This window comes from Streptomyces sp. NPDC093801, assembly GCF_040701585.1.
GTDB lineage: Bacteria > Actinomycetota > Actinomycetes > Streptomycetales > Streptomycetaceae > Streptomyces.
Map to the genome: position 1 here is coordinate 50,571 of NZ_JBFBDP010000039.1, position 23,595 is coordinate 74,165.

A 23,595-nucleotide genomic window follows, 5' to 3' on the forward strand; every position below is an offset into this window, starting at 1 on the left:
GACGCCCCTATGACGTGCCGGGGCCCGGGTCGAACGTCACCGGCAGGCTCTCGGGACCGCGCAGCCCGCCGGGCCGCCAGGGGATCTCGTCCGGCCGCACGGCCAGGGCGAGCCCGGGCAGCCGGCGCAGGACGGTCCCGATGGCGATCTCTCCCTCCAGCCGGGCCAGCGGAGCGCCGAGGCAGTAGTGGATCCCGTGCCCGAATGCGAGGTGGGCGTTGTCCTGCCGGGTGAGGTCGAGGCGGTCGGGGTCGGGGAAACGCTCCGGGTCGCGGTCGGCGAGCGCGGAGCCGATGAGCACGGTCGCGCCGCGCGGCACGCGCACGCCCGCGATCTCGACGTCCTCACGGGCGAACCGCGCGATACCGGGGCTGACCGGGCCGTCGTAGCGCAGGAACTCCTCGATGGCCCCCGGCAGCAGCCCGGGGTCCGAGCGCAGCAGTTCGAGCTGTGCGGGATGGGCGAGCAGCATGGCGATGCCGCCGCCGATCAGGTTGACCGTGGTGATGTAGCCGGCCGCCAGCAGCAGGAACACCATGGCGACCAGTTCGTCCTCCGACAGCCGCTGCTCCTCGTCCCGCGCGGTGATGAGGCCGCTGAGCAGGTCGTCGCCGGGATCCGCCCGCTTGGCGCGGATCAGCCCGGCCACGTACGCGCGCATGTGCTGCCACGCCTCGTCCACCACGGCCGGGTCCAGCGGCTCCGCACCCCGCCTGACCATGCGGTCGGTCCAGTGCTGGAAGTCGTGCCGGTCGTCCACCGGCACCCCGAGCAGTTCGCTGATCACCGTGACCGGGAGCGGCAGCGCGAAGTCCGCGACGAGGTCGGCGCGCCCGGCGGGGACGAGTGCGTCCAGCAGCCCGTCGGTGAGCGACTGGATCCGCGGCCGCATACCGGCGACCCGACGGGCGGTGAACGCCTTGGAGACCAGTCGGCGCAGGCGGGTGTGGTCGGGCGGGTCGCTGCGGAGCATGTTGCTCAGCATCGACGCGCGCTCCGTCCCGGGCAGCTGCCGCAGCAGCCGGGTGTCCGAGGCGTCCCGTACGTCGCTGCTGAGCCGGGAGTCGGACAGGGCGGCGAGCGCGTCGTCGTACCGGGTGACGAGCCAGGCCTCCAGGGCGCCCGCGACGATGACGCGCCGCACGGGCCCCTCCTCGCGCAGCTGCCGGTACAGCGGGAACGGGTCCGCGACGAAGGCGGGGTCGGCATAGGGGAGGGGGACCGGCCGCTCGATCATGTTGCCTCCCGGGGGTGGGGATGTCGTCGGCGCCACGGAGAACGAGCGTGCAACGCCGTCCGGCCGTGACCGGGGCGGCGCGCCTCGTTCGGCGGGGTGATTCCTCCGGCGGCCGGGGGCGGGACGGCGCGCTGGGGGCCGGGGTGCCCGCGGGTCCGGGTCCCGGTCCCGGTCCGAGTCCCGGTCCGAGTCCCGGTCCGAGTCCCGGTCCGAGTCCGGGTCCGGGTCCGGGTCCGGGTCCGGTTCCCGGTCCGGTTCCCGGTCCGGATGCCCGGACCGGGTTCTGCGGGCACCCCGTCGGGGTCAGGGGCAGCCGGGGCCCGTGCCGGGGTTGGTGCAGACGTCGGTTCCGGGGCCGCCGTTGTTGCTGTTCGTGCCCGGGCCGCCGTCGAGGTCGTCGTTGCCGACGTCGCCGAAGAGGGTGTCGTCGCCGAGCCCGCCGGTCAGGGTGTCGTCGCCGGGGGAGCCGTGGAGGGTGTCGTCGCCGGTGCCGCCCGCGATGCGGTCGTTGCCGGGCCCGCCGGTGATCGAGTCGGCCCCGGGGCCGCCGCACACGAGGTCGTCGCCCGCGCCGGCGTTGACGGTGTCGTTGCCGCCGTGGGCGAGGATGACGTCGCGTCCGGGCGTGCCGTTGATCTGGTCGTCGCCGGGCGTGCCGACGATGGTGGGCTGTTCGCCGAAGCAGGTGACCGCGTCGACCGTGGTGCTCTCCGTCGCCGTGTCGTTGCCCGGGGCCGGGTCGGAGACGGCGCCCGCCACGCCCGCCGTGTCGACGGCGACGTCCTCGGTCGTGGCCGTCGCGGTGACGGTCCGTACGGCGCTCGCACCGGCGGTGAGGGTGCCTACGCCGCAGGTGACCACCTCCGGGGAGGTGCCGGCGGCGGTGCACCCGGGGGAGGCGGAGACGAACTGGAACCCGGCGGGGAGGGTGTCCTGGAGGACGACCCCCTCGGCCGTCTGCGGGCCGTTGTTCGTCGCGGTGAGCGTGTACGTCACGTTCTGGCCCTCCACGACGGGGTCGGACCCGGTGTCGGACTTCGCGACGGACAGGTCGGCGCCGGTCAGGTGGAGGTGGCCGATGTATCCGGCCGTCTCGGCGAACCAGATGTCGCCGTCCGGGCCCTTGGCGATGCCCCAGGGACCGCGCTCCGAGGAGGGCAGCGGGAACTCGGCGACGACGCCGGACGTGCTGATCCGCCCGACCTTCCCGCTGTTGCGCTCCGTGAACCACAGGCTGTCGTCCGGGCCGGCGGTGATGTCCTGGGGCTGGGGCGCGGAGCCGTTCGAGGGGAGGGCGTACTGGGTGATCGCGCCGGAGGTGCTGATCCGGCCGATGCGGTTGCCGCCGAACAAGGTGAACCAGAGGTTCCCGTCGGGCCCCGCGGTGATGTCGGTCGGGCCGCCGCCGCCGGGCACCGGGAACTCGGTGACCGCGCCGGACGGCGTCATGCGGCCGATCACGTTGGCGCCGGTCTCGGTGAACCAGAGGTTCCCGTCCGGCCCGGTGGTGATGTAGGACGGCTGGCCGGAGCCGGCGGGCAGGGGGTGCTCGGTGACGGCGCCGGCGGTGGTGATGCGGGCGATCCGGCTGCCGTTCTGCTCGGTGACCCACAGGGCACCGTCCGGGCCGGAGGTGATGCCGGTGGGCTCCACGAACTGGTCGGGGAGGTGGTACTCGGTGACCGTGCCGTTCGTGTCGATCTTCCCGACCCGGGAGTCGAAGTGCTGCATGGTGAACCAGACGTTCCCGTCCGGGCCGGTGGTGATGTCGTGCGGGGTGCTGAACTGGCCGGGCAGGGGGTACTCGGCGATGAGGGTGCCCGTCGGGCCCATCCGGCCGATCCTGTTGCCGACCGCCTCGGTGAACCACAGGTTGCCGTCGGGTCCGGTGGTGATGCCGACCGGGGTGCTGGGGTTCGCCACGGGGTACTCGGCGATCCCGACGGCGGCCCCGGCCTGCGGGGCCCCGGCGGCCAGGGGCAGGACGGCGGCCAGCAGGACTCCGGTGAGCAGGGCCGCCGGTCCGCGCCGCCGGCGGGGCCTTCCCCGCCGGGGTGTCGCCGGCACTGGTGCGTTGCGGAGGGTGGGGGGCATGGGCGAGCACCTTTCGGTCGCGGGGGAACGCGACCGTGGTACCAAGCCCCGATCGTTTCTTCGCCCGCGGCGGCACCCGCGGCGCCCCCGAACCCCACCGGCATTCCACCCGATCGGAGCCGTACCGCCGGGTGCCGGGCCCTACGGCGGGCGGCGGCGCTCCCGAACACCGGCGCTCCCGAACGCCGGTGCTCCCGAACACCGGTGCTCCCCGGGAGCGAAGCGTGCGCGTGGGGTGCGCGTGGGGTGCGCGTAGGGTGTCGGCATGTCACTGGGTCAGATAGTCCTCTCCTCGGGTCGTTCCCTCCGGCTACCGACCTGCGGATGTCCTCGACCTACGGAGGGATGATCGAGGGCTATCCGTGCGCGCGCATCAACGACCTGAAGGTGGCCTGGCTCCGGCGGCAGGCCGAACAGGCCTCTTCCTCCGGGCCGTTCCACCTCGTCACGCCCTCCCGTGCGTACCCGGACGAGCCCGCCGGCGCCTTCGGTCCCGTCGAGGTGCTGCCGTCGGTGGCGTGCGTCGGCGTCTTCGGTTCGGCGGCGCTGGACCCGGCCATGGACGGCTCCTCCCTCGTCGTCGCCTGGTTCCAGCCGGCACCGGAGGTCCCGTCGGGCGAGGACGCCGATCCCGGCCTGCGCGGCATCCCCTGGGAGGAACTGGCCCAGGACTACGAGCTGTAGCGGCGGGCCCGCATCCGCGGCGGCCGGGGAGCCGGCCGTCACGGGGGACGGTGGGGCGGGGCCGACCCGCGCCGGTGCGCTCCACGGGCGAGGCGCCTCCTCCCCGCCGCCCTGCCGCCGCCCGGACCGGGAGGCGGGTCTGATGGACTCCCGGTATCACGACACCGCCGAGCCGCCTCCTGCACGCCCTCGACCGGTTCAACTCCGCCCATCCCCGGCACCACAACGCCCACTACCACCGGCGGATCACGCGGCAGCTCCCCGGGCGCTTCGGCGCGGCCCTGGACGTGGGCTGCGGAACGGGCGGCCTGGCCAGGCTCCGAGGGACACTGGCCGTCGTCGGGCTCTGGCGCGCGCGAACCCCCGCCGACCATCTGCTCGGTGCCGCTGCCGTTCCGCTGAACGCCGCCATGGGCCGGCTGAAGAACAGGGGCCGCACGGCGGAACCGCCGGCCTCGATGACGGCGCCGGTCCGGTCGGCGACGATGACGTTCGCCGAGGTCGTCCGCGAGGCGCGGCGTGTACTGCCCGGTGCGCGGATCCGCCGCCGGCTGTTCTGGCGCTACACGCCGGTGTGGCACCGGGGCTGAGCCCGCGGTCTCCCGGCCGGTCTACCGTGGGACCGTGACATGGAGCGAATCGGAGTACCTCGCCTGCCTGACGGCCGAGCGGCGTGGCTACGCATGGGTGATGGAGCGCCATGGCGGCCTGCCCGCGGAGGAGGCCAGGAAGGCCGCCGTGGAGTGGTATCCGTACGAGCCGGCCGGGACACCGTACCGGGGGCTGGTCTTCCACGACGAGGCGTGGCACTGGGCGATGGCGGCGATCCACGGCGATCAGTACGTCGTGGAGCACCCCGAACTCGTCCACCCGTCACCTGACTACGCGCCCCCGGCGAACCTGCCGGAGGGCGCCGACGCGTGGGAGCGCCAGGACATCCCCCGCTAGTCCGCCGCCCGTACGGTCCGCCGGCGCACCCGCCCCGGGCGCGCCGGTGCGGACCTCGCCCGGTACCGCCAGACGGCAGGCGATCCCTGGCCGTCGGCGTCAGGCCCGCGTCGCGCGGGGGTCGGCTTCGAAGGGGACGAGCAGCTTGCGCAGCAGTGAGGCCAGCTGGTCTCGTTCCCGGGGTGTGAGGGCTTCGATGAGTTCGCGCTCGTTGGCCAGGTGGCCTTCGATCAGGTCCTCGGCGATGCGGCGGCCCTCGGCGGTGAGTTCCGTGCGTACCAGGCGCCGGTTGTCGGGGTCGGTCGCGCGGGTGACCAGGCCCTTGGCGACCAGCCGGTCGACGCGGTTGGTGAGGGCGGCCGGGCTGATCATCGCGGCGCCGGCCAGGTCGCTCATGCGGAGGGTGTTGCCGCCGCCGGCGCGCAGGAGCGTGGCGAGGATGTCGTACTCCCACGTCTCCAGGCCGTGTTCGTCGAAGTAGCCCTTGATCCCCTGGTCGAGGTGGCGTGAGGCGCGGAAGATCCGCAGGACCACCCCGATCGGCTCGGTGTCCAGCCCGGGGCGAAGGGCGTCCCACTGCTCGATGACCTCGTCCACCGTGTCGCGCATGGCGCCAGGTTAGCAGAACGCTTCGACGTCGAATCGTTTGACTCCGATGTTGCCGCGGGGTTAGTGTCGTGCCCAGCAAAGCTTCGATATCAAAATTTTCGCCATCGGAGTGTTTGATGGCCTGGCTGTGCCCGACCGGGGTGCGGCGGAGTGACGAGGAGAAGTCCGTGCACTACGTGCTGTTCATCCGTACCGACCACACGCCCGATGCCGCGCTCGGCCACTACCTGGCCCATGTCGGCCCGACGCTCGACGCGTTCGACGGTCGGCTGCTCGCCTTCGGCGCCCCGACGCGGCTGGAGGGTTCGTCCGCCTATACGAAGACCGCGCTGGTGGGCTTCCCCAGCGAGCGGTCGGCCCGCGACTGGTACGCGTCGCCCGCCTACCAGGAGTTGGCCGCCTGGCGCGTCGGGGTGATGGGTCGCGAAGTCGACGTCCAGCTCGTGGCCGGCCTCCCCGGCTGACCTGCCGGGGGGCGCGGCGTGCGGTTCCCCCGCCTCCCGTGCGTCGTCGGCCGGCGTCCATGGCGGGCCGGACCGCGTGGGCGCGGGGTTCCCGTCCGCCGGTGCGCGCGCGGTCGGCCATGACCTATTATCGTCGAGGCGACGATAATAGTGACGCGGGCATGCCGAACCCGGGGGCGCCGCCTCCCGCGCGTCACCTCTCCCGGAGGGCTCAGTTGATCACCCGTCAGCGTCTGAACGAGCAGGCCAGCTCCCTGCCCAACCCCGTAGCGATGGCCCGAGCGCTGGCCGAACCCGCCCGTCCGGACCGCGTCGAAGACCCGCTCATCGCCTGGATGCAGCGCATCCGCACGGTCCTGGGGCTGGCGGCCGCCATCTGGCTGATCCTGGCCTACCCCCTGCGCGCGGGCCGCCAGGACTTCCTGGTCGGCAAGCTGGAGGAGCTGCTGATCGGCTGCGCCATCGTCGTGGTGACCGGTGTCATCGGCATAGCCGTGTGCATCACCCTGGCCCGCGCCCCCCTGGGGCGCCTCTACGTGGGCCGCCTGCTCGGTCCGCTGCGGGCGCTGGCTGCGCCGGTCCTCGGCGTGGGCGTGATCTGGCTGACGGCGGCCGGTCTGAGCGGCGACATCATCACCCCCGGCGACGTGGGCCAGCACGACATCACCTTCGGGCTGTTCGGCACCTTCCTGGGCACGGTCTTCACCGGTCTCCTGGTCGTGCTGCTGTTCGTCGTGCTCACCCTCGCCTGCGCCGTCGTCTTCCTCGCGGCCGTCCTCTTCACCCTGGTCGCCCTGGTCGTCGGATTGAACAGCTGCTTCCGCACGGGAGACGTGCACGAACTGCTGCCGGCCCTGCTGTCACCGCTGCTGGTCTGGTCCCTCTTCGGCTTCCAGCTCTTCGACGGCCCGGACGTGGCCGCGCCGCCCGAGGTGATCTACACGTTCATGCTCGGCGGCCCGCTCTCGGTCACCGCGCTCTCCCTGTGGGAGATACGGCGCCTGCGCACCCGGTACGGCATCACCCTGCGCTCGCTCCTCGGCCGCTAGGTTCCGTCCGGCGGGATCGCGGGTCCGGCGACGCAGGCACCGGAGACGAGGACGGAGCGGTTGCGGGGGAGGAGGTTCCCGGTCGTGGAAGGGCTCCGTCCGGCTGCGCCGCAGCCGGACGCGGACGCGTACCCCCGCGCCCGACCCGGCTCGGCACGGCCCTCAACCGCGGCGGCCTGGTCGAACACGCCATGGAGCAGGCGGGATCGGGGCTGGGCGGCGCAGACTGGTGCGTCGCGTCGTCGACCCGGACGACCGGCGGGGCAGGCTGGTCGAGGCGTCCCCCAGGGGCTCGGCCTCGGCCGACCGCTACCTGAGGGCGAGCTCCAGGCCCTGGCCGACTGGTCCCCGGAGGCCGCCGCACGCTGGGAAGGCTCCTGGGCCGCTTCACGGACGACCTCGCCGCCCCCCGGCCGCCTTCGACGCACAGGACTTCGGCGGACCGGGAGGGAGCGGAGGCAGGTCCGGTCAGACCAGGTCCGGCTTCCAGATGACGCGCTGGGGGTAGACGTGCGCGGTGGGGGAGAGCTCGTACGAGCCCGCGTCGGCGTCCTCGGCGAGGACCCAGCCCACGCCCTGGTAGGCGAAGGGGACGTCCTCCCGGGGCGTGGCGCACTGGCCGGGGTCCGTGAGGACGGTCCGCCCGGCCGGGATGCTCAGGATCCGGGTGCCCGAGGTTTCCGGACAAGCGTGGAACTCGCCGGCTCGCGCGTACTCCAGGCGGACCTTGACCCCGGCTGCGGCCCGGCCCCCGTTGACGATCTTCAGGGCGAAGGAGACGCGGTCCGGCTCGACGCGTGCGCACACGCGCCACAGGACCGCCCCGGGCCCCTTGAGGAGGGCGCCGCAGCGGCTGTCCTCGCCGATTGCTCCCTTCTCGACCCCGCCGGGCCCCGGGGTCACGCCGGCCGTCGGGAGGCGGACCGGTCCCGGCGCCGCTGCGGTGGACACGGCGGATGCCCCGTCCGGGGTCCGGTCGTGCCGGTACGGCCAGCCCAGTGCGCCGCCGGCGGCGAGGGCGAGGACGAGGGCGGCCGAGGCGAACTTCACCGCCGTCGGGATGCGGCTCCACCAGGGCGCCCGGGTGGCGTCGGGGACGGGGGAGGGGGCGAGTGCAGCGGTGGGGGAGGGAGGACCGCCGGCGGGTCGGGCTGCGGCGGATTCGGAGGCCGGGGTGTCCGAGGCGTTCGGGGTGCCCGGGGACTCCGAGGCGTTCGGGGTGCCCGGGGACTCTGAGGCGTTCGGGGTGCCCGGGGACTCTGAGGCATCCGGGGTTCCCGGGGATTCTGAGGTATCCCGGCGCCCGGCCCAGCGAGCGCCGTCCGGGCGCGCGGCGCCGTCGCACGACGTGAGCCGGTGAGCGGCCTCGGGGGTCATGGTGTCTGAGGCGCCCAGGGCGCCGGGCCTTCGGTCGGTCGCCGGGCGTTGGAGGCGGCGTTGGCGTCGGGCTGCCCTCGCCTCGGTCTGCAGCCGGTGCCACAGGGTCAGTTCCCGGTCGTCGACCCCGAAGACCTCCGCCAGCGCCGTGAGCACCGCCTCGTCCGGCAGGGTGGTGTGCGCGCGGTCCATGTAGCGGGCCACGGACGAGCGGCCGAGCCCCTTGATGTTCCGGCCGTGCAGCCGCTCCTTGAGCTTCGCCTCCAGCCGGTCCAACGGCAGTTTCGACTCCGACGCCTCCCATGCGCCGCGCAGCCTGTCGGCGAGCACCACCCTGGCCGCGTCGGGAGCCCCGTCCGGTTCGGCCCCCGCACCGTCGCGCATGTCCCCGTCTCCCGCCACTGTCCCTCCGGCATCCCGAGTTCCAACGTTTCCACAGGTCAGCGCCGTACGACGGGAACGGGACGAGAGCGGGACGGGTAGGGGAAGCCACCCCCGCCCGCGGCTCTGGCGGTGCTGCCGGGAGCCCCTCGAAGCTGGATCCCGCCGAGCCCCGCACGGCTTGCCGGCCTCGCAGACCACCCCTGTGTCCCACCGCATCGGCATCCGCCGACCGTAGCGACACGGATCAGCGCGGGCCGCCCGAACTCACCGAAGGAGTAACGCGGATGAGCAGCACCCTGTCGTCCCGCGCGGCCCGTTCCGCCGCGGCCGTCCTGGCAGCCGGATCGATCGTCCTCCTCGCGGGCCCCGCGCCCGGCGCGCGGGCCGAGGAGCCCGCAGCGGCGGTGGCGGGCGGCGCACCGCAGGACGGTGCGGTCCAGCTGAGGTTCGACAAGAACCGGAAGGACCCTTCCGATTCCCGCCTGTACGTCGTCAAGGGCGGCCGCACCGTGCTGGCCGAGTTCCGGGCCGGATCCGGCACCACCACCGACGAGTGCGCGACCGGCCGCGGCTGGCTCCCCGACGGCACGTACACCGTCGGGCAGCACCACGAGAAGTACGACGGCGACCTGATCAAGGGCTACGCCATCCGCCTGTCCGACAAGAAGTGCGCCGACGGCACGGGCCGCGTACGCGATCAGCTGTTCATCCACAGCGAGATGAACAGGGACGGGAGCCAGGGGAGCACCGAGCAGCGGAGGTGGACCGACAGCGACCCGAACGACTTCCGCTCCAAGGGCTGCATCAAGATGCGGCCCGAGGAGATCAAGAAGATGTTCCGCCTCCTGGAACGCAACGGCTGGCCGAAGACCCTGCGCGTCGTCGGCTGACCCTCCCACCGCCCCGAACCCCGGAAGGAACCGGAGAGCCGGGCAGCCACTGCGCCCGCCCCGATGCCGGGCCTGCGGCCGTGACGGCGTGTGCCAGGCGTGCACGGGCCGTTGCGGCGGGACCGCCGCAACGGCCGGAGCCGCCGGGACCGGCCCTCCACCCCACACGAAAGGAGACGGACCGATGCCCATCTGGCTGATCGTCGAGGAGGAGGCCCGCACCGTCGGCGAAGGAGCCCCGAGCCGACGGTTCACGGTCCTCGATCGCCTCACCCGCAACAGGACGCGTACGGAGGCGCTCGCCGAACTGGACAAGAAGGCGCGGCGGCACCACCCCCAATCCCTCAAGGGCGTCCCGTGCACGGTGGCCCGCGACGCGGACGGCACGTTCTGGTACCTGCCGAAGTCCGCCAAGCCGCACCTCCCGTGCGCCCTGCGTCTGATGGAGGAGATACGCCGTTGAATCCTCAGGGCCGGCGGGCCGGGTCGGGTCGGGACGGCCGGCGTGGGGAAAGGCCGCGTGGAGTTGCCCGGTTCTCCTGACCCCGCGGCATCGGTGCGCCATGGTCGGGGGGAGGCCCGCCGTGGTGGTGGGCCGCCACGCTGAAGGGGGACGCCATGGCGGACGACAGGGAGACGTGGACGACGGACGAGTTCGGAGCCTCCCACGAGGGCTGGGTCGGCGTACTGCTGGCCGACGGAACGGTGCCGGCCCCGGCGTTCTTCGACACCGGTTCGGGCCCGGACGTACACCAGACCTCCCACTGGTCCGTCTACGACGGCCACTTCCCCCACGTCCCGCGGGCGGCCGCCCTGCGCGGGGTCTGCTGGTGCGGCTGGACCGGCCCGGACCACGGCCTGGACTGGTCGGCGATCGGCGGACACGACCTGGAGGACGCCGCGGGCGAAGAGGCGGACGCCTGCTGCCGGGACTGGGACGCCCACACCTGCGCCGTCGAGGCGGCCACGATCCCGCTGCCCGAGACGATCACGCACCTGCTGAACCAGCTGGAGGCCGAGATCGGCAGGCTCGGCAAGAGCTCGCCCCTGGCCGCGGTACGCGCGGTCCGCCGGCTGGAGATCACCGCCGGCGGGGCCGGTTACCGGGCCGCCCGCTCGGCCCGGCACGACGCCACCCCGGCGCAGGCCGCGGCCGCACTCGGCCTGACCGAGGCCGCCACCCGCCGCGAGCTCGCCCGCCTGGGACGCTGGGACCCGTACCGGGCCTGACCGTCCGCCGCGCACGAGCCCTCGGCCCACCCGGGTGTGCCCGTGAACGGCTAGGTTGGGGGACGTGGGTCGGGTCGAAGGCCGGGTCGAAGGCCGGGTCGAAGGCCGGGTCGAAGGTCGTACGGAGGGGGTGTCGGGGCTGAGGCCGTTCAGCACGGAGGGCGGGGTCTGCGAAGCCGTGCCGCGGTCCGCCGCCGACGCGGCGGCGGAGGAGCGGGGGCCCGCCGAAGCCCGCGCCGTCGGTCGGAGTCCGAGGCCATGACCGGGCCGGCTCAGGACCCCCGTGCCCTCCGGGACCCCTATGCGGCGTACGCGGCCCAAGCGGCCATGCGCTCCCGATGCCCGGTGCAGTCCGTCTCCGACGGTCCCGCGGGGCGTGCCACCTACGTGGTCACCGGCTACGCGGAGGCCCGCGAGGCCCTCGTCGACCCCCGTCTCTCCAAGGACACGGGCGCCTTCTTCGCGGGCCGGGAGTCACGGCGCCGCCTGCACCCGGCGGTGTCCCGCAGCATGCTGGCCAGCGACCCGCCCCGGCACACCCGGCTCCGGAGGCTCGTGACCAAGGCGTTCACCACGGGCGCCGTCAAGGAACTGCGGCCCTTCATCGCCCGGGTCACCGACGAACTGCTGGACCAGTGGCCCGTCGGCGAACCGCTCGACTTCGTGGCCCGCCTGGCGGTGCCGCTGCCGGTCATCGTGATCTGCCGGCTGCTCGGAGTGCCGGAGGCCGACCGGGCCGCGGTCCGGCGCTGGTCGGCGGAGCTGTTCTCGGCGGGAGAGCCCGACGCCATCGACACGGCCTCGCACGCCCTGGCCGCGTACATGGCCGACCTCGTCTCCGCCGGGCGCCGGGACCCCGGCGGTTCGCTCCTGGACCGGCTCGTCTCGGCCCGGGACGGGGAGGACCGCCTGAGCGAGGAGGAACTGGTCTCCCTGGCCGTGCTGTTGCTCGTCGCCGGACACGAGACCACCACCAACGCCCTCGGCAACGCCCTCTTGGCACTGCTGCGGCACCCGCCCGTGCTGGACCGCCTCCGGCAGGATCCGGACGGGATCCCCGCGGCGCTGGACGAACTGCTGCGCTTCGACCCGGCGGTGAGCACGGCCACCTTCCGGTTCACCACGGAGGTTGTCACCCTCGGCGGCACCGAGATCCCGGCCGGCGTCCCGGTCCTGGTCGCCCTGGGAGCCGCCAACCGGGACCCGGACCGCTTCCCGGCGCCGGACGACCTCGACCCCGACCGGGACGCGGCCGCCCACCTCGCCTTCGGGCACGGGATCCACCGCTGCGTCGGCGCCCCCTTGGCGAGGGCCGAGATGGAGATCGCCCTGCGCGCGGTGCTGACCCGGTTCCCCGGCATCCGCCTCGCCGTACCGCCCGACCGACTGGAGTGGCGGCGCACCCGCCTCGTCCGCGGGCTGGCCTCGCTCCCCGTCCTGACCCGGTAGCCGAGGCCCCGCGGGCCGGGCGGGGTTCGGCGGGCGTCGACCCCGGCGTCCGGGCCCGGATCCGAGCGGTCCTCGACCGGGCGGGTTGACCTCAAGCCGGCCCGAGGTCCTACGGACCCCGACGCAGCGGCGCCGGGCTCGAGGCCATGGGCCGGATCCGGGAGCCGGTCACCGGTCTCCGGGCGGAGATCCACGAGGGCGTCAGCGACGAGGAGTACGTCACCGCGCTGCGCGTCCTGCGCCGGATGACCGACAACGTGAAGGCCGCCGCGCTGCGTTGGGCCGCCTCCTCCGGGGCTCGTTCCCCCGGCTGCCGCCGGGGGAACGCCGCGGGCTTGACCGGCCCGACCCGTAGGGGACGACCGGCCGCAGACCGCCGATCCCGGCGCGCGGGTTCACCGGGGGACCGGCGTCGCGCCCGTTGCCGCGGCGGAGAGGTCCCAGAGCCGGGCGGCGCCCTCGGGGTCGACGGCGTACGCGCGGACGTCGCCGTCGTCCATGGGCGCGTCGGGAGCGGAGACGCGGGCGACGTCGCAGTCCTCCAGGTAGAGTCCCCCGCGGCCGTCGAGGAGCGGGGAGGTGGCGGCCCACAGGCCGGTGGCGGCGCCCTGGGAGGGGGTCTTGAAGCCGACGCCGATCACGTTTCCGTGCTCGTCCACCCAACCGCGGTCGATCTGCTCCCGGAGGGACATCTCGCGCTGGAGACCGGTGATGATCTTGCCCGGGTGGAGGGCGAACGCGCGGACGCCGTCGTCGCGCCCGAGCGCGTCGAGGTGCACGGCGAACAGGGCGTTGGCGGTCTTGGACTGGCCGTAGGCCAGCCACTTGTCGTAGCCGGTGCGGAAGTGCGGGTCGTGCCGGCGGATGTCGGTGAGCGAGTGTCCGGCGGAGCTGTTGACGACGACCCGGGCGCCGCCCGCGGCGCCGGAGGCGGCCAGGAGCGGATAGAGCTCGCAGGCGAGGGTGAAGTGCCCGAAGTGGTTGGCGGCGAGCTGGCCTTCCCAGCCGGGGCCGACGCGCCGCTCCGGGGTGGCCATGACCCCGGCGACGGCCATCAGCAGGTCGAGCCGGCCGACCGAGTCCCTGATGTGCGCGGCGGCCGCGCGGACGCTGTCGAGGTCGGCCAGGTCCATCGGGACGACCTCGCAGCCCCCGATCCCCCGGAGGGCGGCGCGGGCGACCTGCGGCCGGCGGGCCGGTACGACGACCCGCGCCCCTGCGGCCGTCAGCGCCCGGGTGGTCTCCAGGCCGAGTCCGGAAGAGCCGCCGGTCACCACGGCGGTCGTACGGGAGAGGTCGTGGCCGGCCATGACGTCCTCGGAGCGGGCGGTGGCGGAGAAGGGCGAGCCGAGCGGCCGCTGAACAGTGGTGGTCATGTCCCTGACGCTACGATCGAGAGCGAGGTCTAGATCAAGTCCGGGAGCGAACGACATGACGACGACCACCGGTGCCGGTGCCGGTGCCGATGCCGGTGCCGACACCGGCGTCGCCGCGCAGTCGCTGGGCATCGGCGAGGTGGCCGAACGGACCGGGCTGAGCGTGCACGCCCTGCGCTTCTACGAGCGCGAGGGCCTCCTCGTCGGGCCGGTCCGGCGCACCTCGGGCGGCAGGCGGCGCTACGCCCGCTCCGACGTCGACTGGCTGCTGATCTGCGTCAAGCTCCGCGAATCCGACATGCCGCTCGCCGACCTCAAGCACTTCGCCGAACTGGTCCGCCGGGGACCGGGCAACGAGGCGGAACGCCTGCGCCTGCTCGAAGCCCACCGGCAGCGCGTCGACGCGCGGATCCGGGCACTGGAGGAGTGCCGCTCCGTCATCGCGGGGAAGGTCGGCGTGTACGCGGACCACCTCGCCCGCGGCGAAGCCGGCGGCCTCTGGGACCCGACGGCCGGAAACGGGAGCTAGGCGCCGCGACCGGGGGCCGGTGTGCACCCCGACCCGCCCTCGGCGCCACAGCCCCCGGGTTCGGACGTCCCCATGCGTCCGATGCCCTGGAAGCCCGTCCACGCGAATGCCCCGGGTTTCTCGAGGCGGGCTCTCGCGCCGGGTTCGGCGCCGCGCAAGTTCAGGTGATGGCCCGTGCCGAACACGACGCGCAGCGAACCGGACTTGAACGCGACGGGCGAAAGGACTGTCCGATTCGAGGGGCTGCGTCGCCAGCCCTCATGCCGGTGATCATATTGGGATCCTCGGGGGTGACGGTGTGTCATGCCCCGCGCCTCGCCCGCACCGCAGGCGCGCGACGACGCCCGTACGCCCTCAGCGTGCTTCCAAGGGGCGTCGCGCGCCCTTGTCGGGTGTTCCGGGGGCTCACTACGGTCACGCAGCGTACGCATCGTGCACGTAGAGTCACCGAAGGGGATCCATGAACAAGGCTGCTTGGCGTTCGCTCGCGCTCGCGACCGTGCTGGCCGTCCTTCCGCTCGGGGCGGCGGCCGCCGAGGCGGAGCCGCCCGGGCCCCTGTCCGCCGGTGCCGTGGCGGCCATGACCCCGGAACGGCAGGGCGAGGTGCTCGAACCCCTGCGGGTCGTGGCCGACGCCGCGGCACGGGCCGGACTGGGCCCGCAGTCGGACGTGTACACGCAGGTCGAGATGGCCTCCGACTACCGGTCCGTCAACGTCTACCTCACCGATCCGAAGCGGCGCTCGGCCTTCCTCGAGGCCGTGCACGAGGCCAACCCGAAAGCCGACACGAAACTGCTCAACGTCCGCAAGAGCGCGAAGACACGGCTCCAGCTCAGAAAGGAGATCACGGCCCTCCGCAGCCGCGCGGGCCTCCCCTTCACGATCGAGATGGCGGGCAGCACCGTCGACGGCAGTGCGATCGAGCTCGGCGTGAACGACACCGGGGCCGCGCAGCAGTACCTCGCCAGGCCCGCCGTCGCGCAGCAGCTCACGAGCGAAGGGGGCACCCCCGTGCGCATCCACCGGCAGGCCCCTTCGGTGCCGCTCAACCGGTGGAACGACTCCGCCCCGTTCTACGCCGGCGCCGCGCTCGGCCCCGCGACGGGCTCGTTCGCGCACTGCACCAGCGGAATTCCGGCCGTCAGCGCCTCGGACCACCGCCAGTGGCTCGTCACGGCGGGCCACTGCTACGCCCAGGGCGAGATCGTCCACACCGCCGGTGGCAGCCAGATCGGCCGGGTGAACGCCAAGCTGGCGGACCTCGACTCGGCTTTCATCGAGGCGCCGACGAGCCGCCGCACCTGGGACGGCCTCGACGAGAACGGGTACTCCCGCTACCTCAACGGCGTGCGCAACGCTGCGGTGGGCGACTTCACCTGCCAGCTCGGCTACAACTCCAAGGTCGTCTGCAACATCCGCACCACGTACGCCGGCAGCGCCACCTGGGTGACCGACGGCGCCTACGTCTGGGGGAGCGCCGGCGCACCGCAGACGTACGGCGTCGTCGCCCGGCCCGGCGACAGCGGCGGCCCGGTGATCACCATCAACGACCAGGACTCCCGGCAGCTCAACGGCATGGTCGTCAACGCGTGGGGCTGTGACGGCACCGGCAACGACAGGGTCTGCCGCGACCAGGTGGGCTGGATCGAAGTCGGCGACATCTTCTACCGGTTCGGCCTCACGCTCAACCCGGCCTGACACGGGTCCACCCTCGCGGTGGTCAAGGGGTGGACGGCCTCGCGACCCAGGCCCGGATGAGTTCCGCGGCCAGCCAGTGCCCGCGCCGCTCCGCTGCGTCGGCCGGGAGCACGCCGCCGGTGCTGCGGAGCGGATCCGCCCCTCGGGCCGGCAGGAGGGCCGTCACGTCGGCGTGGAGGGGCTGACCGCTCTGGTGGTGGCCGTCGATCTCGACGTCGATGGCGTGCTGCAGGAGGGTCCAGCCGTCGCCGTCGTCCTCGACGTCATGGCCGGCGTCGAGCAGTTCGCGAAGTCTCGGCAGGTCCTTATGCTCGACGGCCTCATGGCCGGGCGACCACTGCACAGGGGCACTCTCCGGGAAGGTGTCGGGGATGGTGACCGAAGCGTCCGAAGCGTCTCATGTCGGCGACGGCCACCGGCGGCCGCCCCTGGGCCGCCCTCATCCCGCCCCGGCCCGCGGGTCCCCGTCCGTCATCCGGGAGGCGGGCGAAGGGGTTCGGTGCTTGGCCTGTTCATGACCACATCCGGCCTGTTGTAATGCATCGACCGTTCGCCGTCCGCCCACGAAGGGACTCCGGCCGATGCTTCCCACCCCGCTCCACGTCGTCAACGAAGGCCTGGCCTTCTTCATGGAGTTGGCCGGGCTGGCCCTGCTGGCCTGGTGGGGGTGGTCCACCGGCCAGAACACCGCGGTACGCATCCTGCTGGCCGTGGGCGCACCCGCCCTCGCGGCCACCGCCTGGGGCCTGTTCGCCGCTCCCAAGGCGACCTTCGACGTCCCGCTCGCGGCCGTCCTCGTGGTCAAGGCCCTGTTCTTCGGGTCCGCCGCGGCCGCCCTCCACTCCCTCGGCCGCACCCGGCCCGCGATCATCTTCGCGGCGGTGGCCGTCGTCAACACCACCCTCGGGGAACTGGACCGCCTGCACCGCAGCTGACGCCGTCCGCCGGACGTCCGCTACTGGGCCAGGTAGCCGCCGTCGACGGGCAGGACGGCGCCGGTGATGAACGAGGCGGCGTCGGAGGCGAGGAAGGCGATGGCCCGGGCCACCTCTTCGGGCTCGCCGAGGCGGCCCAGCGGGTGGAGGGCCGTGATGTGGTCGAGGTACTCGGGGCCGCCGGGCTCGTCCGCGAGACGCCGGACGCGCTCGGTGCGGATGGTGCCGGGGGCCACCGCGTTGACCCTGATGCGGCGCCCCGCCCACTCCACCGCGAGGTGTTTGGTGAGCCCGGAGGCGACGAACTTGGCGGGCCCGTAGGCGGCCTGACGGGCCTGGCCGGCCAGGCCGGAGATCGAGGAGACGCACACGACGGATCCGCCGGTCTCCTGCCCGGCCATCTGCGCGATGGCGTACTTGCAGGAGAGGAACATCCCGCGGCCGTCGACGGCCATCACCCGGTCCCAGTCCTCGGCGCTGGTCTCCAGCAGGTCCGACAGCGGCAGGATCCCGGCGTTGGCGACCAGTACGTCCAGCCCGCCGCACGCCGCCACCGCGGCGCCGGTCATGCGGTCGGCGTCCTCGGGCCGGGAGACGTCCCCGGTCACCACGGTCACTTCGTACGGGTCCCCCCGGTCGGCGCAGTCCCGGCGCAGCGCGGTCAGTCCCGCCGTGTCCAGGTCGGCGGCCGTGACCCGGGCCCCGAGCCGGGCGAAGAGGGCCGCGGTGGCCCGTCCGATGCCGCTGGCCGCGCCCGTGACCAGGCACGACCTGCCGGTCAGATCGACCAGTCCGCCAGCCTGCACGGCGCACCGCCTCCGCTCGCCGAGGCCGGGTCCCTCCCGGCCGCCGGCCTCCCCAACGAGCGCCGGGCGGCCGCGGTTACGCCCGGCCGGCGGCCGCGGGCGCCGCGGCGCCCGGCTCCGGCGCGAGGGCCAGGAAGTCGTCGTACGTACGGACCCGGACGCCGGGCCGGCCCTCGGCCAGCGCGGCGATCATCGCCGCGGCCAGCCGGCCCGCGGGCACCGGCCGGTAGGGGCGGCCGGGCCCGACCATCAGCGGCGCGAGCACGGTCGCGGCGGAGCTGCCGAGCCCCTCTCCCCGGCGGTGCGAGGGGCGGCGGCCGAGGATGAAGGAGGGCCGGAAGAACTCGGTCTGCGGGTAGCCCAGGGCCGTCACCGCCGCCTCCATGTCCCCCTTGACGCGCAGGTAGAAGGCCCGGGAGCCGGATCCGGCACCGACCGAGGAGACCACGGCGATCCGCTCGGCGCCCGCGTCCCGGGCCAGCTCGGCCACCCGTACGGTGTGGTGCTGGTCCACCGCGCGGAAGGCCTCCTGCGAGCCGGCCTGCCGGATGGTGGTGCCCAGCGCGCCGTACACGTCCGATGCGCCCGGCGCGGCCGGCAGGTCGTCGGGCCCCAGCTCGGCGAAGTCCACCACCCGCATGTCCAGCCGCGGGTGTTCGAGGGCGAGCGGACGGCGGGTCAGTACGGTGACGCGGTCGTAGCGCGGGTCGCGCAGCAGCCGCGCCAGCAGTTGTCCGCCGACCAGTCCGGTGGCTCCGACCAGGAGCGCGCTGCGGGTCACGGGGATCCTTTCCGCCGCCGGCGGCCGGCCCGCCGGAGTCCCCGCAGGATGTCACATCCGTACGGGTATTCCGGCGGGACCCGTAGCGCCCGGAGGCGTCCCGTCCGTGCCACCGGTCCGGCACGGCAAGGGGAGTTCGAACACGTCCCGATAGGGTGTTCGACGTTTGTGGTGGTGCGCACGTGCCCCACGCGGCACACGGAGCACGGGCACCCCGGGGGATCGTCATATGAGCGGCAGCGGCACGATGATCGGCGAGTTCTTCCACTCGGCGATGGGATACGCCGGACCCACCGCGGCCGAACGCCCCGAGGACAGGCTCATCACCCGGATGCAGCGCCTGCGCACCGTACTCGGCATCGTCGCCGCCGTCTGGCTCGTCGTGGCCTACCCGCTCGCCGAGGGCGGGCAGGCGTTCTTCGTCGGCAAGCTCGTCGAACTGGGCATCTCCTGCGGCATCCTGGTGGCCGGCAGCGTCATCGGCATCGCCGCCTTCCTCATCGCCGGCACCCCGGAGCGGCGCCGCACCTTCTCCCGGCGCCTGCTGGGGCCGTTCGTGTCACTGTTCGCGCTGGCCCTGGGCCCCGCCCTGATGTGGCTCTCCTTCGCCGCCATCACGGGCGACCTGGCCAGCGAGGGAGACCTCAAGGACTTCTACTCCTCGATCACCGGCCCCGGGATCACGGCTGCGATCCTCGCCTTCCTGACCGCGGTGATCGGGTGGCTGATCGGCCTCGTCGTCCTGATCGCCTCGATCCCCTACACGCTCGTCATCGCCTACACGTGCGTCTTCTCCTGCTTCCGCACCGCGGACGTCCACCAACTGCTCCCGGCACTGCTCTCGCCCCTGCTGGTCTGGTCCCTCTTCACGTTCCAGCTCATCAACGGGCCCGACGTGGCCGCGCCGCCGGAGGTGCTGTACACGTTCATGCTCGGTGGCCCGCTCTCGGTGACCGGCCTCTCGTTCTGGGAGGTCCGCCGCCTGCGCACCCACCACGGCATCACCCTCCGCACGGCCCTCGGCCGCTGACCGGCCCGGGCACACGACACCGGTCGGCTCCGGCACCGGGCGGGAACCCGGAGACACCGACGTCCGCCTCGCGTCAGCCGGTTCGACCGCTGCTCGAAAGATCCGGCCCTGCCGACACGACCGGCACCGCGGAGGGCGGCCGGCGATGGCCGGCGTCGTGCAGGTTGCACAACGCCGCCTGGTCATTCGCGATCAGTACCTGGGCCAGCCGGGCCGCAGCGGCCACCACGGCGGACCAGCCCGGTGAGTCCAGGTAGACCTCGTCGCGGGCATCGGCGCCGACCGAGGCCTGCACCGTGCCGTAGGCGGCCCCAAGACGCGCCATCAGCTCGACCTCCTCCTCGCTGCGAAGGCACTGCCCCAGCCAGGGCCGGGGATCGTCCGCATCGCAGAAGTCGTCGAAGAGCACGTGCACGGTGTAATCGAGATCTTCGAACCGATCCGGATCGAGCCATACCTCTCGCTGCCATGCCGGGCTGGCCAGCGCCACCACCGCAGGCACGACATGGAGGCGGTGGTGGGGCAGGGCGATCCCGTGATCGAACACGGGCCGAGCGTACGTACCCGGTGATCGGCCGGACAGTGATTTCACCGCGGAGCGGCTGGTCGACTCGACCTCATCGTGGCCGTCGGGGCGTGCATCGTCGACATCTGGCGGGTGACCGCCCTCGGGGGCTCGCAGTGACTGTGGTCGGGGTAGCTGCCGAGGTCGGGGCGAAGTCTTCGCACCGACGGAGTAGTTCGAGCGCTGTGTCGACCCGCCCGACGGCAGCAAGCCCGTCGCGACTGCTCCGGCCTTTCGGACGGTGTGGGATCCTGCGCGCCGTTCGGCGGTGGCGGGCGAATGCACCCTGCCCCCGTCCACCCGGCCGTGACGCATCGGGAATTATCCCGCCGGAAAAGAAAGCACCCGGGACTTCGCCCGAAGGTGGAGTCCCGGGTGCTTCTGCATGAGAAGGGTTCCCGACCTGTGGTTACATCTCTTCTATTTCCTGCAGGACGTGCCAGCCGAAGCGGAGGAAATAGCGCTTCCCATCCTGCGGGTTCAGCACGTCATAGGTCTCGTAGGGAAGCCAGAGCGTGAGTTCCTTGACGTCTTCGTACTGCGCAAGAACCTCATCCTTGAGCCAGGTCCACGGTGTGGGCTGACCGGCAGGTGTAACGCTTCCGGGGGCTCGGACGAATGCGAGCCGCATGAAGAAGTCCCACGAGGAATGATATTCGACTTCGAATTCATAGTCCGGCCAGAGGGGGAATTTGTAACGCTCGACGAGCCCGCCCTGATCCTGATGGGTCCGAACGCCTCTCAGGATGTCCCGTGTCCGACCCGCAGACCCGGCCGGCACCTGAATCGCTGCCCCGACGCGTTCCGAGGCTTGGTCCGTCTGCTCGTGGGAGCATCCGAGCTCCCTGAGAGCCGTGTCCAGCGCTTCCGGCGGCGGCCTCATCGTCTCGAGGAGATGGAGCTGGTACTCGGCCGGGCCCAATTCGTTCTGATTCATTCATGCTCCTTCAGGCGTATTGGGCGTCGACATTAGGGCCCATCCGGCCGCAGATCCCATTTTCCGTTGATGGGAGGCATCCATGATCCCCTGCGGGCAAGGACCTCCCCGCCGGGAGTCACTTCGAACCATGCCTTGACGGTGATGGAGGTTGGCAGGACGACGACGTTCCCGTTCGGGAGAAGGTCATCGAAGAAGGGAGGCTGTGCCTTGCCGAATGCCCGTTCAGAGGCCGCGTGGACTGTCAGAGCAGCATTCCTCTGCCCCATCCCCAGGCCGCTCACGGTCTCGGAGATGTGGTTCATCTGCCCGGACTTCTTGGGGATGTTGGCCTCGATGTAATCGCCGATCTGCTGCCCTATGTCCAGCGGACTGCACGAGATTTCGTCCTGGTTGTGTACCAGCACCGCGGTGTCGCCGGCCAGCACGTAGTACGTGTGGAGGTCGTTGACCGTGAGGTTGTAGGCGGGTGCCAGGCCGGTCCAGTGGCGGATCTGGGCGATCTGTGCGGTGCCACCCTCAGGGGTGCGGAGGGTGTCCTGCGTAGTCAGATCGGCCGCGTTCTTCCACTTCTTCTCGTTCTGCGACCAGAAGGGGTGGTGGCCGGTAGTGGTGAGCGCGCCGGTGTCGTCGCCCTCGCCGACGGTGAGGTCGGTGAAGTCGCGGTCGTCGGGGGTGTAGATGGTGGCGTCGACGCGGCGTGGACCCGTGACCCCTGATTCGGGGTCGGTCGCCAGCACCTGGTCCCCGGCGGCGATCTCCTCGATCGGCCGGGTGGTCCGGTCGCCCATCAGAACCCGGGTACCGGCGAGGAAGCTGTGCTTCGGAGTGAGGCACGGGATGTTCTTGCCTACGCGGGATGCCTTCGCCAGGGCTTCGACGCCGTCGACCGCCTTGTCGAGGAGCTTGAGCTTCCCGATGGGGAGGACGCCGGCGGCGGCCATGATGCAGCCGCCCCAGGAGGGTTCCTTGATGCACCGTTCGATGTCGGCTCCGCCGGAGATCTCCCAGACGGCCAGGCCGACGAGCTTCGCCAGTTCCCAGTCGGGTGCGGTGAACACGACCTGGTCCGCGTCAGCACCCAGCAGGCAGGGCGGCACGCTGTCCCGGTCGTAGGGGACGAAGCACTTCGGCTTCTTCTTGTCGGCCTCGGCCTGCTTCTTGCGCGTCTCCTCGGCCTGGCGCTGCGCCGCGGCGATCTCCGCTTCGCGCTTGGTCTTGACGTCGGCCCATGCCTCGGCGGCGAACGTCGCGGCTTCGTCCTTGCTCTTGCCGGCCGCGAGGGCGGAGGCGCGGGCCTGGGTGGCCGTGGCGTCGGCCTTGCCGGCGGACTGGCGGGCGTAGTCGGCGGAGAACTGGACCCGGGCCGCGGAGGCTTCGGCGTCATCCGCGTCGCGGCCGGCCGCGGCTGCGGCGTTGCGGGCGGTTGCGGCCGACTGCCTGGCCCGGGCCGAGCTGGCTTCGGCGGCTTCGGCGGACTTCTTGGCGCTGGCCGCGTACCCTGCTGCGGCCTCGGCTGACTTCTGGGCCTCTCCTGCGGCCTGGTTGGCTTCGGCGGCGGCCTGGTTGGCCTTGGCGGCGGCTTCGGCCGCGCGCCACCGGTTGATCTGGGCGGCGGCGACCTCACTGCGGTCGGCTTCGGGCGCACCAGGACCGAATGGGTGCCGGGCAAGCCCCACACCGGCACGTTCACCGCCAACGTCGTGGACACGACCACCCTGGCGATTGCCGGCAAGGGCACCGACGTGCTCTGCAAGGGCGACACCGGCGGTGCGCTCCTGAACCCCGCCGGAGAGCTCGTCGGCATCAACAACCGTTCCTGGCAGGGAGGCTGCCTCGGCACCGACCCGGCCGAGACCCGCATGGATGCCATCGCCTCGAGGACCGACGACCTGCGCCAGTGGATCGGACAGGTAACCGCTCCCGTCGTCGTCCCCGTCCGCCGCAACGCCGCGTGAACGAGGCCGGCGGGAACACGAGCGTGCGCTGGGCGGACTCCGACGGAGACGGCAGGACGGACTACCTCACCGTCGCCGACAGCGGAGCCGTCAGGGTGAAGCTCAACCGGGGCGGTGACGCGGCCGGCGCGGCCGGTTGGAGCACGTTGGGCCAGGTCGCCTCAGGATTGACCAACGACCGAAGCCACGTCCGGTTCGCCGACAACGACGGTGACGGCAAGGCCGACTACTACATCATCAAGCCGGACGGCAAGGTCGACCTCTACGTCAACCGTGGCGGGGACGGTGTCCCCAACGGCTGGAACGTCGTCGGTCAGATCGCGACCGGCCTGACCACCGACCACACCAAGGTCCAGTTCGTCGACTTCAACGCCGACACCTACGCCGACTACCTGCTGGCGGGCGCCAACGGCAGCGCGAGCGTCTACGCCTGGAACGGCGGCGACAAGGGCAAGGGCTGGAACGACCTCGGAAAGGTCGTCAGCGGCAGCTGACCGGGCCCGCAGCAGCCCCGCACCCCTTGCGAACGCACCACCGGGGTCGTCCGGCCCGCGCGGGCCGGAC

At 72.8% G+C, this 23,595-nt stretch carries 25 protein-coding genes and 1 pseudogene; 15 read left to right on the forward strand and 11 right to left on the reverse strand.

The window, feature by feature from the left end; all coding sequences use genetic code 11:
* Positions 1 to 7 precede the first annotated feature (7 nt).
* The gene (locus AB0469_RS34170; RefSeq protein ID WP_366455379.1) at positions 8 to 1,237 is read right to left on the reverse strand and encodes a cytochrome P450; all 1,230 of its coding nucleotides are present in this window, start codon (positions 1,235 to 1,237) and stop codon (positions 8 to 10) included.
* Between the two features lie 303 nt (positions 1,238 to 1,540).
* Positions 1,541 to 3,331, reverse strand: coding sequence for a hypothetical protein (locus tag AB0469_RS34175; RefSeq protein WP_366455380.1), 1,791 nt, complete (start codon positions 3,329 to 3,331; stop codon positions 1,541 to 1,543).
* A gap of 265 nt (positions 3,332 to 3,596) precedes the next feature.
* Between AB0469_RS34175 and AB0469_RS34180 the strand changes: the two are divergent.
* The 3 genes and pseudogenes from AB0469_RS34180 to AB0469_RS34190 all read left to right on the forward strand — a co-directional run bounded on the left by AB0469_RS34180 (position 3,597) and on the right by AB0469_RS34190 (position 4,963).
* Positions 3,597 to 4,015: pseudogene (locus tag AB0469_RS34180) on the forward strand (hypothetical protein).
* 155 nt (positions 4,016 to 4,170) lie between these two features.
* Entirely contained in the window at positions 4,171 to 4,605 is a 435-nt protein-coding gene (locus AB0469_RS34185; protein WP_366455404.1) for a hypothetical protein, read from the forward strand.
* 34 nt (positions 4,606 to 4,639) lie between these two features.
* A complete protein-coding gene (locus tag AB0469_RS34190) occupies positions 4,640 to 4,963 on the forward strand; it encodes a hypothetical protein (protein ID WP_366455381.1) in 324 nt (107 codons plus the stop codon).
* 99 nt (positions 4,964 to 5,062) lie between these two features.
* Here the strand turns inward: AB0469_RS34190 and AB0469_RS34195 are convergent, their stop codons facing one another.
* Complete coding sequence (locus AB0469_RS34195; protein WP_366455382.1) at positions 5,063 to 5,572, reverse strand: MarR family transcriptional regulator; 510 nt, start codon at positions 5,570 to 5,572, stop codon at positions 5,063 to 5,065.
* 116 nt (positions 5,573 to 5,688) lie between these two features.
* Here AB0469_RS34195 and AB0469_RS34200 point away from each other — a divergent pair, with 116 nt between their 5' ends.
* On the forward strand, positions 5,689 to 6,036 hold the full coding sequence (locus tag AB0469_RS34200; protein ID WP_366455383.1) for a DUF1330 domain-containing protein: 348 nt from the start codon (positions 5,689 to 5,691) through the stop codon (positions 6,034 to 6,036).
* A gap of 215 nt (positions 6,037 to 6,251) precedes the next feature.
* Positions 6,252 to 7,085 (forward strand): hypothetical protein, encoded by an 834-nt coding sequence (locus AB0469_RS34205; RefSeq protein ID WP_366455384.1) that lies wholly within the window; start codon positions 6,252 to 6,254, stop codon positions 7,083 to 7,085.
* Between the two features lie 468 nt (positions 7,086 to 7,553).
* Here the strand turns inward: AB0469_RS34205 and AB0469_RS34210 are convergent, their stop codons facing one another.
* Entirely contained in the window at positions 7,554 to 8,846 is a 1,293-nt protein-coding gene (locus tag AB0469_RS34210) for a hypothetical protein (protein WP_366455385.1), read from the reverse strand.
* A 284-nt stretch (positions 8,847 to 9,130) separates the two neighbouring features.
* On the opposite strand from AB0469_RS34210, the gene AB0469_RS34215 reads away from it, so the two are divergent.
* The 4 genes from AB0469_RS34215 to AB0469_RS34230 all read left to right on the forward strand — a co-directional run bounded on the left by AB0469_RS34215 (position 9,131) and on the right by AB0469_RS34230 (position 12,415).
* Positions 9,131 to 9,736: a L,D-transpeptidase gene (locus AB0469_RS34215; protein WP_366455386.1), complete on the forward strand. Its 606-nt coding sequence runs from the start codon at positions 9,131 to 9,133 to the stop codon at positions 9,734 to 9,736.
* Between the two features lie 184 nt (positions 9,737 to 9,920).
* Positions 9,921 to 10,199, forward strand: coding sequence for a hypothetical protein (locus AB0469_RS34220; protein ID WP_366455387.1), 279 nt, complete (start codon positions 9,921 to 9,923; stop codon positions 10,197 to 10,199).
* Positions 10,200 to 10,354: 155 nt separating this feature from the next.
* Positions 10,355 to 10,966 (forward strand): hypothetical protein, encoded by a 612-nt coding sequence (locus AB0469_RS34225; RefSeq protein WP_366455388.1) that lies wholly within the window; start codon positions 10,355 to 10,357, stop codon positions 10,964 to 10,966.
* 258 nt (positions 10,967 to 11,224) lie between these two features.
* The gene (locus tag AB0469_RS34230; RefSeq protein ID WP_366455389.1) at positions 11,225 to 12,415 is read left to right on the forward strand and encodes a cytochrome P450; all 1,191 of its coding nucleotides are present in this window, start codon (positions 11,225 to 11,227) and stop codon (positions 12,413 to 12,415) included.
* Between the two features lie 395 nt (positions 12,416 to 12,810).
* On the opposite strand, the gene AB0469_RS34235 is transcribed toward AB0469_RS34230, so the two are convergent.
* Positions 12,811 to 13,791, reverse strand: coding sequence for an SDR family NAD(P)-dependent oxidoreductase (locus tag AB0469_RS34235; protein WP_366455390.1), 981 nt, complete (start codon positions 13,789 to 13,791; stop codon positions 12,811 to 12,813).
* Between the two features lie 55 nt (positions 13,792 to 13,846).
* On the opposite strand from AB0469_RS34235, the gene AB0469_RS34240 reads away from it, so the two are divergent.
* Together AB0469_RS34240 and AB0469_RS34245 are read left to right on the forward strand one after the other, a co-directional pair.
* Positions 13,847 to 14,320, forward strand: coding sequence for a MerR family transcriptional regulator (locus AB0469_RS34240; RefSeq protein WP_366455391.1), 474 nt, complete (start codon positions 13,847 to 13,849; stop codon positions 14,318 to 14,320).
* Between the two features lie 460 nt (positions 14,321 to 14,780).
* On the forward strand, positions 14,781 to 16,019 hold the full coding sequence (locus AB0469_RS34245; RefSeq protein ID WP_366455392.1) for a hypothetical protein: 1,239 nt from the start codon (positions 14,781 to 14,783) through the stop codon (positions 16,017 to 16,019).
* A gap of 22 nt (positions 16,020 to 16,041) precedes the next feature.
* Here the strand turns inward: AB0469_RS34245 and AB0469_RS34250 are convergent, their stop codons facing one another.
* A complete protein-coding gene (locus AB0469_RS34250; protein ID WP_366455393.1) occupies positions 16,042 to 16,362 on the reverse strand; it encodes an ankyrin repeat domain-containing protein in 321 nt (106 codons plus the stop codon).
* Positions 16,363 to 16,600: 238 nt separating this feature from the next.
* Here AB0469_RS34250 and AB0469_RS34255 point away from each other — a divergent pair, with 238 nt between their 5' ends.
* Complete coding sequence (locus AB0469_RS34255; RefSeq protein ID WP_366455394.1) at positions 16,601 to 16,954, forward strand: YrdB family protein; 354 nt, start codon at positions 16,601 to 16,603, stop codon at positions 16,952 to 16,954.
* Positions 16,955 to 16,974: 20 nt separating this feature from the next.
* Here the strand turns inward: AB0469_RS34255 and AB0469_RS34260 are convergent, their stop codons facing one another.
* Complete coding sequence (locus tag AB0469_RS34260) at positions 16,975 to 17,760, reverse strand: SDR family NAD(P)-dependent oxidoreductase (protein WP_366455395.1); 786 nt, start codon at positions 17,758 to 17,760, stop codon at positions 16,975 to 16,977.
* Between the two features lie 76 nt (positions 17,761 to 17,836).
* Positions 17,837 to 18,541 (reverse strand): NAD(P)H-binding protein, encoded by a 705-nt coding sequence (locus AB0469_RS34265; protein ID WP_366455396.1) that lies wholly within the window; start codon positions 18,539 to 18,541, stop codon positions 17,837 to 17,839.
* A gap of 229 nt (positions 18,542 to 18,770) precedes the next feature.
* On the opposite strand from AB0469_RS34265, the gene AB0469_RS34270 reads away from it, so the two are divergent.
* The gene (locus AB0469_RS34270; RefSeq protein WP_366455397.1) at positions 18,771 to 19,571 is read left to right on the forward strand and encodes a hypothetical protein; all 801 of its coding nucleotides are present in this window, start codon (positions 18,771 to 18,773) and stop codon (positions 19,569 to 19,571) included.
* 73 nt (positions 19,572 to 19,644) lie between these two features.
* Here the strand turns inward: AB0469_RS34270 and AB0469_RS34275 are convergent, their stop codons facing one another.
* The 3 genes from AB0469_RS34275 to AB0469_RS34285 form a co-directional block, all read right to left on the reverse strand.
* On the reverse strand, positions 19,645 to 20,118 hold the full coding sequence (locus AB0469_RS34275; RefSeq protein WP_366455398.1) for a hypothetical protein: 474 nt from the start codon (positions 20,116 to 20,118) through the stop codon (positions 19,645 to 19,647).
* Between the two features lie 427 nt (positions 20,119 to 20,545).
* Positions 20,546 to 21,073 carry a hypothetical protein gene (locus AB0469_RS34280; protein WP_366455399.1) on the reverse strand — a complete coding sequence of 176 codons (528 nt, stop codon included), beginning with the start codon at positions 21,071 to 21,073 and terminating at the stop codon, positions 20,546 to 20,548.
* A 32-nt stretch (positions 21,074 to 21,105) separates the two neighbouring features.
* Positions 21,106 to 22,752, reverse strand: a complete 1,647-nt coding sequence (locus AB0469_RS34285; protein WP_366455400.1) for a polymorphic toxin-type HINT domain-containing protein — start codon at positions 22,750 to 22,752, stop codon at positions 21,106 to 21,108.
* Between AB0469_RS34285 and AB0469_RS34290 the strand changes: the two genes are divergently transcribed.
* Complete coding sequence (locus AB0469_RS34290) at positions 22,735 to 23,031, forward strand: trypsin-like serine protease (RefSeq protein WP_366455401.1); 297 nt, start codon at positions 22,735 to 22,737, stop codon at positions 23,029 to 23,031. The two genes, AB0469_RS34285 and AB0469_RS34290, sit on opposite strands and share 18 nt — an antisense overlap.
* Positions 23,028 to 23,525, forward strand: a complete 498-nt coding sequence (locus AB0469_RS34295; RefSeq protein ID WP_366455402.1) for an FG-GAP-like repeat-containing protein — start codon at positions 23,028 to 23,030, stop codon at positions 23,523 to 23,525. The genes AB0469_RS34290 and AB0469_RS34295 overlap by 4 nt, the downstream gene beginning before the upstream one ends.
* The last annotated feature ends 70 nt before the right edge of the window (positions 23,526 to 23,595 follow it).

Bases quoted from the DNA above. Each gene is read 5' to 3' on its own strand.
- AB0469_RS34240 (WP_366455391.1), top strand. From the start codon at position 13,847: ATGACGACGACCACCGGTGCCGGTGCCGGTGCCGATGCCGGTGCCGAC.
- AB0469_RS34195 (WP_366455382.1), bottom strand. From the start codon at position 5,572: ATGCGCGACACGGTGGACGAGGTCATCGAGCAGTGGGACGCCCTTCGC.
- AB0469_RS34270 (WP_366455397.1), top strand. From the start codon at position 18,771: ATGAGCGGCAGCGGCACGATGATCGGCGAGTTCTTCCACTCGGCGATG.
- AB0469_RS34220 (WP_366455387.1), top strand. From the start codon at position 9,921: ATGCCCATCTGGCTGATCGTCGAGGAGGAGGCCCGCACCGTCGGCGAA.
- AB0469_RS34225 (WP_366455388.1), top strand. From the start codon at position 10,355: ATGGCGGACGACAGGGAGACGTGGACGACGGACGAGTTCGGAGCCTCC.
- AB0469_RS34280 (WP_366455399.1), bottom strand. From the start codon at position 21,073: ATGAATCAGAACGAATTGGGCCCGGCCGAGTACCAGCTCCATCTCCTC.
- AB0469_RS34200 (WP_366455383.1), top strand. From the start codon at position 5,689: ATGGCCTGGCTGTGCCCGACCGGGGTGCGGCGGAGTGACGAGGAGAAG.
- AB0469_RS34235 (WP_366455390.1), bottom strand. From the start codon at position 13,791: ATGACCACCACTGTTCAGCGGCCGCTCGGCTCGCCCTTCTCCGCCACC.
- AB0469_RS34230 (WP_366455389.1), top strand. From the start codon at position 11,225: ATGACCGGGCCGGCTCAGGACCCCCGTGCCCTCCGGGACCCCTATGCG.
- AB0469_RS34215 (WP_366455386.1), top strand. From the start codon at position 9,131: ATGAGCAGCACCCTGTCGTCCCGCGCGGCCCGTTCCGCCGCGGCCGTC.
- AB0469_RS34245 (WP_366455392.1), top strand. From the start codon at position 14,781: ATGAACAAGGCTGCTTGGCGTTCGCTCGCGCTCGCGACCGTGCTGGCC.
- AB0469_RS34210 (WP_366455385.1), bottom strand. From the start codon at position 8,846: ATGCGCGACGGTGCGGGGGCCGAACCGGACGGGGCTCCCGACGCGGCC.
- AB0469_RS34170 (WP_366455379.1), bottom strand. From the start codon at position 1,237: ATGATCGAGCGGCCGGTCCCCCTCCCCTATGCCGACCCCGCCTTCGTC.
- AB0469_RS34175 (WP_366455380.1), bottom strand. From the start codon at position 3,331: ATGCCCCCCACCCTCCGCAACGCACCAGTGCCGGCGACACCCCGGCGG.
- AB0469_RS34255 (WP_366455394.1), top strand. From the start codon at position 16,601: ATGCTTCCCACCCCGCTCCACGTCGTCAACGAAGGCCTGGCCTTCTTC.